10 protein-coding genes and 1 pseudogene are annotated in these 13,316 nt (G+C 50.8%); 7 read left to right on the top strand and 4 right to left on the bottom strand.

All coding sequences use genetic code 11. From position 1 onward, the window contains the following. Positions 1-212: 212 nt before the first annotated feature. From EDF88_RS18620 to EDF88_RS18610, 3 genes are all read left to right on the top strand, one after another. On the top strand, positions 213-1,367 hold the full coding sequence (locus tag EDF88_RS18620) for an SIS domain-containing protein (RefSeq protein ID WP_134186330.1): 1,155 nt from the start codon (positions 213-215) through the stop codon (positions 1,365-1,367). Positions 1,368-1,379: 12 nt separating this feature from the next. Then, positions 1,380-2,258: a tagatose-bisphosphate aldolase subunit KbaY gene (gene kbaY / locus EDF88_RS18615; RefSeq protein ID WP_064515885.1), complete on the top strand. Its 879-nt coding sequence runs from the start codon at positions 1,380-1,382 to the stop codon at positions 2,256-2,258. A 76-nt stretch (positions 2,259-2,334) separates the two neighbouring features. Continuing rightward, a complete protein-coding gene (locus EDF88_RS18610) occupies positions 2,335-4,230 on the top strand; it encodes an enterotoxin (RefSeq protein ID WP_134186328.1) in 1,896 nt (631 codons plus the stop codon). Between the two features lie 46 nt (positions 4,231-4,276). Here the strand turns inward: EDF88_RS18610 and EDF88_RS18605 are convergent, their stop codons facing one another. Together EDF88_RS18605 and rsmI are read right to left on the bottom strand one after the other, a co-directional pair. Then, positions 4,277-4,924 (bottom strand): hypothetical protein, encoded by a 648-nt coding sequence (locus EDF88_RS18605; RefSeq protein ID WP_166671993.1) that lies wholly within the window; start codon positions 4,922-4,924, stop codon positions 4,277-4,279. A 112-nt stretch (positions 4,925-5,036) separates the two neighbouring features. Next, on the bottom strand, positions 5,037-5,903 hold the full coding sequence (rsmI, locus tag EDF88_RS18600) for a 16S rRNA (cytidine(1402)-2'-O)-methyltransferase (RefSeq protein ID WP_064515879.1): 867 nt from the start codon (positions 5,901-5,903) through the stop codon (positions 5,037-5,039). Between the two features lie 62 nt (positions 5,904-5,965). On the opposite strand from rsmI, the gene EDF88_RS18595 reads away from it, so the two are divergent. The 4 genes from EDF88_RS18595 to dolP are packed head-to-tail and all read left to right on the top strand — an operon-like array spanning position 5,966 to position 9,589. Next, positions 5,966-8,041, top strand: coding sequence for a penicillin-binding protein activator (locus EDF88_RS18595; protein WP_134186326.1), 2,076 nt, complete (start codon positions 5,966-5,968; stop codon positions 8,039-8,041). Continuing rightward, entirely contained in the window at positions 7,999-8,394 is a 396-nt protein-coding gene (locus EDF88_RS18590) for a YraN family protein (protein WP_064515874.1), read from the top strand. The genes EDF88_RS18595 and EDF88_RS18590 overlap by 43 nt, the downstream gene beginning before the upstream one ends. A gap of 19 nt (positions 8,395-8,413) precedes the next feature. Beyond that, entirely contained in the window at positions 8,414-9,004 is a 591-nt protein-coding gene (gene diaA / locus EDF88_RS18585; RefSeq protein WP_034461282.1) for a DnaA initiator-associating protein DiaA, read from the top strand. A gap of 9 nt (positions 9,005-9,013) precedes the next feature. Then, complete coding sequence (gene dolP, locus EDF88_RS18580; protein ID WP_064515872.1) at positions 9,014-9,589, top strand: division/outer membrane stress-associated lipid-binding lipoprotein; 576 nt, start codon at positions 9,014-9,016, stop codon at positions 9,587-9,589. 679 nt (positions 9,590-10,268) lie between these two features. Here the strand turns inward: dolP and EDF88_RS18575 are convergent. Both EDF88_RS18575 and EDF88_RS18570 read right to left on the bottom strand, forming a co-directional pair. Then, positions 10,269-12,179 (bottom strand): PRD domain-containing protein, encoded by a 1,911-nt coding sequence (locus EDF88_RS18575; protein WP_134186324.1) that lies wholly within the window; start codon positions 12,177-12,179, stop codon positions 10,269-10,271. A 15-nt stretch (positions 12,180-12,194) separates the two neighbouring features. Further along, positions 12,195-13,300 (bottom strand): annotated as a pseudogene (locus tag EDF88_RS18570) (lactonase family protein). Between the last annotated feature and the right edge of the window lie 16 nt (positions 13,301-13,316).

Below are 13,316 nucleotides of genomic sequence, written 5' to 3'. Positions count from 1 at the left end.
TTAAAAATAATCATTTAAATCAATAAAATAACCAAAATGGATCGTTTTTCGGATCACATTTTTCGTTTTATTGTTTTTCTTACATTGACCTTTCGTTTTCTTTTCTATAGATTTTATTTAAGCATAAAGTTGAGTAAATGAAACAAAACGAAAGATTGTCCTGTACTGCTTTGTGCTACTTCCGATGATCTTGCACTGCTAAGGACTGAGTAATGAGCGAAACCCAATCAGCCTGTCTTTCCGGCACATTAACCTGGACTGAAAAAGAGATCCGCCAACAGCCGGAAAGCTGGATCCGATCGTTAAAAAATATCGGTAATCAACGTAGCAGCATCAACGCATTCCTTGATCCTTTGCTGCAAAACACCTCGCTAAAAATTATCCTGACGGGTGCAGGAACCTCCGCATTTATTGGCGATATTATTACGCCGTGGCTATCGCGCCACACCGGGAAAAACTTTGTTGCAGTACCGACCACCGACCTTGTCACCAACCCGCTTGATTACTTATCCGAGCAGGAACCGACGCTACTGGTTTCTTTTGCCCGCTCCGGCAACAGCCCGGAAAGTGTGGCGGCGGTCGATTTAGTCAACCAGGTGGTGAAGGATTGCTATCACCTGATCATTACCTGCAATGAAGCCGGCAGTCTGTACCAGAACGCCGCGACCAGCGGTAACTCACATGCACTGCTGATGCCACCGGAAACGCACGATCGTGGCTTCGCCATGACCAGCAGTATCACCACCATGATGGCAAGCTGCCTGGCCGTGTTTGCACCGGATGTTATCAACAGCAGCACTTTCCAGGATGTGGCTAAGCGCTGCGAAGAAATCATTGCTTCACAAGGTGACTTAAGCGAAAGCGTGTTCGGTGATTTGCCTTTCAAACGTGTCGTCTACCTCGGCAGCGGCGGCTTGCAAGGTGTTGCGCGTGAATCTGCACTGAAAGTTCTGGAACTCACTGCAGGGAAATTGGCGGCATTTTATGACTCCCCAACCGGGTTCCGTCACGGTCCTAAATCACTGGTTAACAACGAAACGTTAGTTGTGGTCATGATTTCAAGCCACCCGTATACCCGCCAGTACGACCTTGATTTACTGGCTGAGTTGCGCCGCGACCAACAGGCCCTGCGCGTCGTTGCTATCTGCTCGTCACCTTGCCCGGAAGTCGAGTCGGGGCCACATATCTGGCTGCCACCTTCCCGCGATTTCATCGACGTTGAACAGGCTTTCTGTTTCCTGATGTATGCGCAGATTTTCGCGCTGACGGAATCCGTCAAAGCGGGCATTACCCCTGATACCCCTTCCGCAAGCGGCACGGTAAACCGTGTTGTGAAAGGTGTCGTTATTCATCCGTGGAAAGGCTGAGAGGATTACAACATGAGCATTATCTCCACCAAATATCTTCTGCAAGATGCGCAAGCCCGTTGCTACGCCGTCCCTGCGTTTAATATTCACAACGCAGAAACTATCCAGGCGATTCTGGAAGTCTGCAAAGAGATGCAGTCGCCAGTGATTCTTGCGGGCACTCCGGGCACTTTTAAACACATTGCTTTTGAAGAGATCTTCGCATTGTGTGAAGCCTATTCAGAAAGCTATGACATGCCGCTGGCACTGCATCTTGACCACCATGAATCACTGGCAGATATCAGCCGTAAAGTGAACGCCGGGGTGCGTAGCGCCATGATAGATGGCAGCCACTTCCCGCTTGCCGAGAATGTGCGTCTGGTGAAATCAGTAGTCGATTTTTGCCACCGCCATGATTGCAGCGTGGAGGCAGAATTAGGCCGCCTCGGCGGTGTGGAAGACGATATGGATGTCGACGAAGAAAGCGCCTTCCTGACCGACCCACAAGAAGCACGCCGTTTCGTCGAACTCACCGGTATCGATAGCCTCGCGGTTGCCATCGGCACGGCACACGGGCTTTATACCAAACGCCCAAAAATTGATTTCCAGCGCCTGGCTGAAATTCGTGAAGTCGTGGATATTCCGCTGGTTCTGCATGGCGCAAGCGATGTGCCGGATGAATACGTCAGACGCGCCATCGAACTGGGCGTGTGCAAAGTGAATGTCGCGACCGAATTAAAAATCGCCTTTGCCGACGCCGTGAAAAAATGGTTTGCCGAGAATCCGGAAGGCAACGACCCGCGTTACTACATGCGCGTCGGAATGGACGCGATGAAAGAAGTGGTGCGCAGTAAAGTCACCGTTTGCGGCTCTGCAAATAAATTAATTCCTGAAACTGAAACAACGCTTTAAATCCTTTCCCTTCAGGGCATTGCCTGCAAATGCGGGTAATACCCTACGTTTGAAAACACCCTGACAGGAAACTCAGATGAATAGAATGATTAAAAGCTCGTTATTACTTTTACTGGTCAGCAATGGCGCATTTGCTTCCGAATATCTGCTCAATAACAACAATATCTCCATCTCATTTGACGACACCAATTCTGCGGTTTTAATTAAAGACAAACTTACCCAGAGTAAACTCGCCCCCAAAGAGTTGTTCTTTCTAACACTACCGAATGAAGATGTTATTCACGCGGCGGATTTTAAAATTAAAAGCGTCAGCCAGAAAGATGACTCTATTCATATCGAATATGACCATAAAGATTTCGCCGTCAGCGTGGCGTTGAATGTCCTTAAAGGAAAATACGCCAGTATCGACTACACGATCAAAGCGAAAGGCAAAGCGCAAGATGTCGCGAAAATAACCTTCTTCCCGACAAAAGGGCAATCACAAGCGCCTTATGTTGATGGCGCGATTAATAGCTCACCGATTATTGCTGACAGCTTCTTTATACTGCCGGAAAAACCTATCGTTAATACCTACGCGTATGAAACGACAACCAACCTGAATGTCGGCCTGAAAACGCCGATTAAAACCGATGCCCCCGTTACCTTTACTACCTATTTCGGAACCTTTGAGGCGACAAACCAACTACGTCGAAGCTTCAATGAATTTATCAATGCCATGCGCCCGCGCCCCTATAAGCCCTATCTGCATTACAACAGCTGGATGGATATTGGTTTCTTCACCACCTATACCGAAAAAGATGTGCTTAACAGGATGGATGCCTACGCTGATGAGTTGATTAAAAAGCGTGGCGTAAAACTCGATGGCTTCCTGCTGGATGACGGCTGGGACGATCGTACCGGCAAATGGCTATTTGGCCCGACGTTCAGCAATGGTTTTGGTGTCGTAAAAGATAAGGCCGATAGCCTGCATACTTCCGTAGGTCTTTGGTTATCACCGTGGGGTGGCTATAACAAACCGCGCGACATTCGCGTTTCTCACGCCAAAGAAAATGGCTTTGAAACCGTCGACGGGAAATTTGCGCTCTCTGGACCGAATTATTTCCGTAACTTTAACGAGCAGATTATTAAGTTAATCAAAAATGAACATATTACCTCGTTCAAACTTGATGGCATGGGCAACGCCAATAACTGGATTAAAGGCAGCCAGTTTGCCTCTGATTTTGATGCGTCGATTGAACTCATCAAAAATATGCGAGCGGCGAATAAAGACCTGTTTATTAACCTGACCACCGGCACCGATGCCAGCCCATCCTGGCTGTTCTACGCCGATTCAATCTGGCGCCAGGGCGATGATATTAACCTGTACGGCAAAGGCTCACCGGTTCAACAATGGATGACCTACCGCGATGCTGAAACCTACCGTTCCATTGTGCGTAAAGGTCCATTATTCCCGATAAACTCACTGATGTATCACGGGATTGTCAGCGCGGAGAATGCCTATTTCGGCCTGGAAAAAGTGCAAACCGACAGTGATTTCGCCGATCAGGTCTGGAGTTACTTTGCTACCGGAACCCAGTTACAAGAGCTGTATATCACGCCATCAATGTTGAACAGCGCCAAATGGGACACGCTCGCTAATGCGGCTAAATGGTCGCGGGAAAATAGCGCAGTACTGGTCGATACCCACTGGATTGGTGGCGACCCAACGGCACTTGAAACTTATGGTTGGGCATCGTGGAGCAAAGAGAAAGCTATCCTCGGCTTACGCAACCCGTCAGACAAAGAGCAAAGCTATTATCTGGATTTGACGAAGAGCTTTGAAATCCCGGATGGCGAAGCGACAAGTTTCACGCTCAAACCGGTCTATGGTGCGAATGCCACACTTCCAAGTGATTACACCAAGCCTGTTATTGTGACGCTGAAACCGCTGGAAACACTGGTCATTGAAGCCACACCGGTTGCCGCGAAGTAGGGTTTGTTATTGTGCATAAAACAAAAAACCCGCGAAAGCGGGTTTATTAATTTGAGAATGTTAGGGTCTCGATTTTGCGCTTATCTTCAGCAATCAGCACGATACCAAAATGCTCAACATCTGGATGAACACTCCAGATTTTTTCTTCAGGGATGCTGATCCCATCATAAATAGCTTTCGTCCCGTCATAAGGGAAAAAGAGGCCTGCATCGGAGTCGAGAATGAATACGGACAGAGCATTCGAACTTTTCGCAATCTTCTGCCACAAAGCTTTCCCGCCTTCATACTGTGTATTATCACTCATTAAAATGACACCGCATTTGAGAACCAAAGCTTCATATAATTGCGTAGCGAAGCCAAGTTCCTGATAGCGCCTATCAACACAAACGCCTTCCACTTGAAGTACGCTTGAATCTTCCCAAAAGCGCTCTACTGAAATGACATTATCACCAATAGCTTTTTGGTTGTTCAATTCCAACATAGCAACGGCAACATGCCGGGGCTCGCCACTCACATCTTCTAATTCAGCTTTCACAATAGAAGCGCGAGGTGTTTTTTTATCGAAGATAATAAGGTAACGCTTTTCAGCGATGGTTATTTCTTCAATCACTTCAAACGAACGCGCAATCGCTGAGGCACTATAAGAAAGAGGCATCACTATCATGTTTGAATCCCCACGAATCAACACCGGCATAATTTGCTCATCCTGAACAGACTAAAGTATGAGCAAACTACCATCGCTTATTTAAACCACACTAACAATACTGATACCTGTAATGACAGAGTGCGAGCCTGCTCGGGAAACGCTATTTCTCGCTGTTTTCTAAAGCATATTTATACAGTGCATTTTTCTTCACACCGTGAATTTCAGCCGCCAGTGCTGCAGCCTTTTTCAGAGGCAGTTCGGTTTGCAGCAGAGCCAGAGTGCGCAGCGCATCGGCTGGCAGTGCGTCATCGACAGGGGCTTTGAAGCCTTCGACAATCAACACCATCTCACCTTTGCGGCGGTTTTCATCTTCTTTAACCCAGGCAGCCAGCTCACCAATCGGTGCGCCGTGAATCGATTCCCAGGTTTTCGTCAGCTCGCGCGCCAGCACCACATAGCGTGATTCACCGAGCACAGCGCATATATCGTCTAAACTATCGAGCAGGCGATGCGTAGACTCATAGAAGATGAGCGTACGTGGTTCTTGCTCAATGGCTTTGAGTGCATCGCGACGGCCTTTGGATTTTGCAGGAAGAAAACCTTCGTAGCAGAAGCGGTCAGAAGGCAAACCAGCTGCACTTAATGCAGCAATCGCGGCACATGGACCTGGCAGCGGCACCACGCGAATACCAGCTTCGCGACACGCACGCACCAGATGGTAACCAGGATCGTTAATTAATGGCGTTCCTGCATCAGACACGAGCGCGATGCTTTGCCCTTCTTGCAGCTTTGCCAGCAGGGTTTCTGCTTTTTGTTGCTCGTTATGATCGTGCAATGCGAACATTCGCGCATTAATCGCAAAATGTTGCAGCAGCAAACCGGTATGGCGAGTATCTTCGGCGGCAATCAGGTCAACGCTTTGCAACACGGCTAATGCCCGCTGTGTGATATCGCCGAGGTTACCGATGGGTGTCGGAACGATGTAGAGCGTGCTGGCAGAAATAGCCGCCGTTTCGAGTTGTTTCATTGTTTCATCCGTATTGCCGATTTAATATTGAACACTGAGATAAAAATTACACTGGATACAGAATGGTACCGTCTAAATTTATTCGTTCTAAAGCCGGGCGTTGTCTGCCTGTTATGTTGGCCGCGCTCATATTCGCCGGCTGTACAACTAAAGCACCAGACCAGTCTGCTGCCCATGTTCAGGGCGAGGCGACTGCTGATTCAGCGTATTACCTGCAACAAATGCAGCAAAGTAGCGATGATAGCAAGACCACCTGGCAATTACTCGCCATTCATGCGCTGTTAAAAGAAGGCAAAACTCAGCAAGCCGTTGATCTCTACAATCAACTGCCAAAAGAGATGAATGAAGAACAGGTGCGTGAGCAGAAGTTACTAGCAGTCGAGGTGAAAGTTGCCCAGAAGGATTTTGCTGACGCCAACGCGCGCCTGAGCAAAATCGAGCTTTCTACACTCAATAAAAACCAGCAGACTCGCTACTACCAGGCGGTTATCGACGCAAGCCAGAACCGCCCGTCGCTTGACCTGCTGCGCGCGTATATTGCACAAGAGCCAATGCTGACTGGCCCTGCGCATCAGAAGAATATCGACGGTACATGGCAGGCACTGTCTCAGATGACCCCGGAGCAGATGAATTCGCTGGTCATTAATGCCGACGAAAACACGCTGCAAGGCTGGCTGGATCTGCAACGCGTCTGGAACGATAACCGTAACGATCCCGAAATGCTGAAAGCCGGTATTAAAGACTGGCAAACGCGTTACCCGCAAAACCCAGGTGCGAAAACGCTGCCAGCTCAGCTCAGTAATATGCAGAATTACAAACCTGCCTCTACTGAAAAAATCGCCCTGTTGCTGCCATTAAGTGGCCAGGCCGCTGTATTTGGTCGCACTATCCAGCAAGGTTTTGAAGCGGCGAAAAATATGGGCTCCGCACCAGTCGCACAGACTACGGCTCCGGCGCAGGTTGCTGATACCAACGGGCAACCGGTTGACACCACTCAGGCCGCATTGCCGAAACCTGCGGATCCAAATATGGTTGCAAGCCCGGCTGCGGCATCGGTTGATGATTTAACTCAACAGCCTGACGCAACGCCAACAGCTCCGGCCCCGCAAGCGGCTGCGCAAACACAGCCAGCTGCCGCTGCCGCAGCTCCAGCCAATCCGGCTGCGGAAATTAAAGTCTACGACACCACCACACAACCGCTGGCTCAGATACTCGCTCAGGCCCAGCAAGATGGCGCAACGATTGTTGTCGGTCCATTGCTTAAAAACAACGTCGATCAGTTAGCAACGACAACTTCCCCGTTGAATATCCTGGCGCTTAACCAACCAGAAAACGTGCAGAACCGTGCAAATATCTGCTATTTCGCCCTGTCGCCAGAAGATGAAGCGCGTGATGCAGCCGACCATATCTGGCAGCAAGGCCACCGTGCTCCGCTATTGTTGGTTCCGCGTAGCGCCCTCGGCGATCGCGTCACTAAAGCTTTTGCCGATGAATGGCTGAAACTCGGTGGTGGCACGGTACTACAGCAGAAGTTCGGTTCAACTGCTGAGCTAAAACAAGGGATTAACAGCGGTTCAGGTATCGCGCTGAGCGGCACTCCGGTTAACGCCGCAGCCGCTCAACCGGAAGCTGTGACCATTGGTGGGCTGACAATTCCGGCTCCACCAACAGATGCACAAATTACGGGTGGTACTTCCGGCGGCGTAGATGCAGCCTACATCGTTGCAACGTCAGACGAAGTCGCATTGATCAAACCAATGATCGCCATGCGTACTGGTAGCCGCAGCCCAGCGCAACTGTATGCCAGCTCGCGTAGCTCTCAGGGTGTAAGTGGCCCGGATTTCCGTCTGGAAATGGAAGGTTTGCAGTTCAGTGAAATCCCGATGCTTGCCGGCAATAATCCATCGCTGATGCAGCAAGCACTGGGTAGCGTAAATAACGATTACTCACTGGCACGTCTTTACGCCATGGGCGTGGACGCGTGGTCACTGGCAAATCACTTCTCTCAAATCCGCCAGGTCCCTGGCTATCAGGTGAATGGCAATACCGGCACGCTTTCTGCAACCCAGGATTGTGTCATTAACAGGAAGTTAAATTGGCTGCAATTCAGTCAAGGTCAAATCGTTCCGGCATCCTGACCCGACAACAAGCTGGCGCGCGCTACGAATTAGAAGCGCGCCGCTTTCTTGAACGCAATGGACTGCGTTTCATCGCCGCAAACGTCCATTCTCGCGGTGGCGAAATCGACCTCATCATGAAACACGGCAGCGTTATCGTCTTCGTAGAAGTGCGATACCGCCGCTCAAACCACTTCGGTGATGCCGCCGCAAGCATCACTCGCCGTAAGCAACAAAAATTATTACACACTGCTTCGTATTGGTTAGCCCGCACATCAGGAAGTTTTGATACTGTGGATTGCCGTTTCGATGTGTTAGCCTTCACCGGCAATGAAATAGAGTGGTTAACCAACGCGTTCACCGCAGATGTTTAAAGTAACCAGGTAAACTAACGTGCTCGAAAGAATCAAAGTCTGCTTCACGGAAAGTATTCAAACCCAGATTGCCGCAGCGGAAGCTCTGCCAGATGCTATCTCCCGTGCAGCAATGACACTGGTTCAGTCTCTGCTTAACGGCAATAAAATCCTTTGCTGTGGCAACGGCACGTCTGCGGCCAACGCCCAACATTTTGCCGCCAGTATGATCAACCGCTTTGAAACTGAGCGACCGAGTTTACCTGCTATTGCACTTAATGCTGATAATGTGGTCTTAACCGCGATCGCAAATGATCGTTTACACGAAGAAGTGTATGCAAAACAAGTACGTGCCCTCGGTCAAACCGGTGATGTTTTACTCGCCATTTCGACCCGCGGAAACAGTCGTGATATCGTCAAAGCGGTAGAAGCCGCCGTCACGCGCGATATGACTATTGTTGCACTAACTGGTTACGATGGCGGGGAATTGGCCGGGCTATTAGGGCCACAGGATGTGGAAATTCGCATCCCTTCTCACCGCAGCGCGCGCATTCAGGAAATGCATATGCTGACGGTAAACTGCTTATGCGATCTGATTGATAATACGTTATTCCCTCACCAGGACGATTAAGGAGTACAGATGAAGGCATATAAGCCACTTGCAGTCCTTATTACCGCACTACTTCTACAAGGATGTGTTGCTGCCGCAGTCGTGGGTACCGCAGCAGTCGCCACTAAAACGGCGACAGATCCGCGCACAGTCGGTACTCAGGTTGATGATGGTACGCTGGAATTGCGCGTAAATAGCGCGCTCGGCAAAGACGAGCAAATCAAGAAAGAAACGCGTATCAACGTGAGTGCGTACCAAGGCAAAGTACTGTTGGTTGGGCAGTCGCCTAACTCCGAACTCTCATCGCGTGCCAAACAGATTGCGTTAGGCGTTGATGGCACCACAGAGGTGTATAACGAAATCCGTAACATGGCGCCAATTGGCCTGGGAACGGCGTCTAACGATACCTGGATAACGACCAAAGTGCGCTCGCAACTGCTGGCAAGCGACCAGGTAAAATCGACGAATGTGAAAGTCACTACCGAGAACAGCGAAGTGTTCCTGTTAGGTTTAGTCACTGACAGAGAAGCCAAAGCTGCGGCAGATATTGCCAGCCGCGTCAGCGGTGTGAAGCATGTGACGACCGCGTTTACGATGCTGAAGTAATCCTCCACGGAAGCTGTCTCTTGGTCATATCTCTGTGAGTCGCGAGACAGTTCCGTTCACCCGATATTCCGTGTTTCATATAGCCACTGTACCGGTGAACGTCTTAGGGTGGCCGCCGTCGCCACCCTAAGAACCCGGACTCCCGGCAAATCAATCGCCGCAAGCGGTAAACCTCCATTTTGCCTCCGTGTCAGGGTCGGTTGCGATTCGTTCCCGACGATCGCGCCCTCCAGCCGTTCCCGACGGCTGGACCCTGCCACCTGGAGTCAAAATGGAGGCGATTGAAGCCGGAACCAAAGGTCAACGTCAAAGGATAAAAACCACACCGAGCCGGTTTTGACCTTGTTCCCGGTATAAATTGCCCCAGTGTTCTCCATAAGTCAGGGTGGCGCCGTCGGGAACGGCGCCAGTGAGCGATCGTCGGGAACGTGTCGCGAACGGCCCTGATGTTGGGGATAAGCTGGGGTTTACCGCGCAGCGGCAATTTAATCACCGGGCGACGGGGTCGCCAGGGGGATGTCGTTATCCCACTGGCACGTTCACCGTTTGCAGGAATGAAAGAGATAACTGAACGCACAGGTGAACGGAAAATCAACGAGGCTCAAAGATCTCACCCTAACAAAATGCCCGGGTGAGTTGTGACCAAGAGACCACTCCCATACGGGAGAGGCTACTCCCCTTAAAACCTGCTCAAACAATCCATTGCCACGGCTTTAAACTCCTCAAAATTCTTACTATCGCGTAAACGCGGCATCGCCCTTTCGCGCAGAAACGTGACAAACAGATCGTAAATCGCCATCGCCTCTTCATACTCACTTTTGCTGATTGCTAGCAGGAAGATGACGTGCGCCGTCTCATCTCCCCAGCGAATACCTTGTGGTGCAAGCACGGTGTACACCACGGTTTTGTTCGCCATCAGCCCCAATGAGTGAGGCAGTGCAATCCCCTCACCCAGCACGGTGCTGACAATAGCCTCGCGCTCGACCACAGACGGATAAAAATCAGCCGCAACATAGCCTTCTCCTTCAAGCTGCTGGCAAAGCGTGCTGAACAACTCCTGCTGAGTCATCGGCTCATCAACAACGCGGAAATGGCTGGCATCAAAGAATTTTTCCAGCATGTATGGGCGCGTGCGGTCCACCAGCACCAGTTTGCCCAACTGCTCAAGTTGATACTCTGTCGGGAATGGCGCCACCACCACAGTGGGCTTTTGTTTATCGCTAATGCGCGCCGTGGAAATAACAAAATCCTCTTCCACGCCGTCGAGTTGTTCATAATCTCGCAGGGAAATGATCCGCGTGACCTCAATTTGGGGATATTTACGCAGCAGCATCGCCTGAATCATGCGTACCGTTGAGTTCCCGGTATCACAAACCAACAGCACGCGTGGATGGCGCTGATAACCAATGTTGTAGTGCCGCTCAAGCCCCACCCCAATATGCAGCACCAGGAAACCAATTTCGTTTTCGCTAATCACATAAGGCGTGTATTTCCCCCAGCTCGACACCGCCGCAAGCGTCATGTCATAAGCCATCGGGTAGTGCTGTTTAATATTGCCTAGCAGGGGATTAGGAATATTTATCTGATAGCGCACACGGGTAATCATAGTTTTGATATGCGTGAGCAAATCAGCATGAAGCTGCTTATCGGTTAGTAGGTTGTAGTTATAGTTGTTGTTGATAAAGCTCAGAATGTAATTCACCAGCGCTTCATCGTCGTCAGCACTGATAGCGCTCGCCGCTACCGCTTGTACCTGGCGCGAGGCAATATGAACTTGCAGCCATTGTTCTTCCGCCTCGGAAAGCGCTTTACCGGCAAGCTTCTGTAACAGTACGGTGATTTGTTTTGCGGCTTCACGCACAGCTTCGTCTACATTGTCGGCGCTAAATTCCGGCAGCGGGTAACCTTCGCTGATACGGCGAACCGCAACGGCGCAATATAAACGGATAAACTGTTCACCTTCGTCAGTCAGGCGGATACGGCAGCGCGTAAAACAATTGTGCAGTTCTGCCGCCAGTTGTTCTGGCACGCCTGCATTGAGCACTTCTTCAGTCAGCAGTGGATTTTCGCAATCTTCCTGCGTGAGTTTCCAAAGTAGATCGGTCAGACAAGCACGCACCGACATTTCACTGCCAAACAGCTTCATTCCGTGGCGCGGGCGGGTTTCAATCGTCAGGTTGTAGCGCGCCAGCCAATCACGAACCTCAGCCATATCGCTTTGCAATGTCGCACGGCTAACAAACCACTCCTCGGCCAGATCCTCGAGTTTTAATGAGAAGGCAGACGTCAGAAAACGAACTACCAGATAGCGCACACGCTCCGGTGAGTTGCGCGGAATACGCAGCTGGCGTGAAGGCTGCTGCTGGAGTTCTTCATACAGCGCCGGATCTGCAATATTGAGCTGATACCCCGCTCCGCGATTGAGGACAAACTGCGCGCCATGCCCGACCATCAGCGCATTTAAAGCGGTGATATCCGCGCGCACGGTGCGGGTAGAAACCGATAATCGCCGCGCCAGTTCATCCTGGAGCAGCGTCTCGTTTTGCAGCATTTCAAACAGTTGGGCCAGACGTTGGTTTGGGAATCTCACTGCCGTTTCCTTTCGTTAATCGGGCGCAGCACCTGTCAAAACCATCTGTGACGGGCTGCCAACCGCAATGTAATCCTCAACAAAATTCAGTTTTCCAGTCGGCTGCGCCACGCTAAAACGCGCGATGTTATCGCTGCGCTGATTCATCACGTACAGATACTTTTCATTATGGCCGAGCGTTAGCGTGCGCGGGTAATCACCCCGCGTCCAGACGTGCTCCACAAGCTCCAGCCTGCCATTCGCGGCAACGCTGAAATGGCCGATGCTGTTGTGCAAACGGTTCGCCACATATAGCTGTTTCCCGTCTCTACTTAGCACCAGACCCGCAGCAAAGTTGGTTCCTTTGAACCCCTTAGGTAGTGAGGAAATGCTCTCGCCCTCGGTTAGAGTTCCTTTGACTACATCAAGTTGGTAGTGGTAAGCGTAGAAGCCTCTTCGTTAATCAGCCACAGGCCATCCCCTTGTGGGGTGAACACAAAGTGGCGCGGACCGGATCCTTTCGATGAAGACTCAATGAAGGGAGGATCGTTTGGCGTGAGTTTGCCGTGGGTTTCATCGAAACGATATTGATAGATCCGATCGAGTCCAAGATCGGTAGTAAAGACGAATTTACCACTGGGATCGGCGGCGATCATATGTGCATGCGGGCCACTGTGGCCGCTGGCCGCAAAACTGCCTTCCACGGCGGCTTCTGGTTTTTTGGCGCCAGTAGGCCCCGTATCCTGTTGAATATCCGTGGCCTGGTCCAAGTTGCCATCGCCCTTCACGGGCAATACGGCGACGGAACCGCTGCCGTAATTCGCCACCAGCAAATGCCGCTCGTTCGGCGTGAGCGTGAGATAGACCGCCCCCGCGCCGCCCGATGAAACCTGATTAAGTTCAGTAAGATTGCCATCATCCCCAACACGCAATGCTGCAATCACACCGTTTTCAGTTTCGCATGCCACATACAGCGTTTTACCCTCTTTCGAGGCGGTGAGCTGCGCGGCATTTGGCAGTTTACTGACCAGCGTTTTGCGGGTCAGCGCACCGGTTTCGGCATCGACATGAAAACGGTAAATTCCTTCACCATTTGGGTTGTAGGTACCTACCCAGGCGAATTGCGTTTGTGTTGCGGGCATTGATGATCCTCATTGT

Source organism: Buttiauxella sp. BIGb0552 (assembly GCF_004366275.1).
Classification (GTDB): domain Bacteria; phylum Pseudomonadota; class Gammaproteobacteria; order Enterobacterales; family Enterobacteriaceae; genus Buttiauxella; species Buttiauxella gaviniae.
This window is presented reverse-complemented; position numbering and strand designations above follow the sequence as displayed.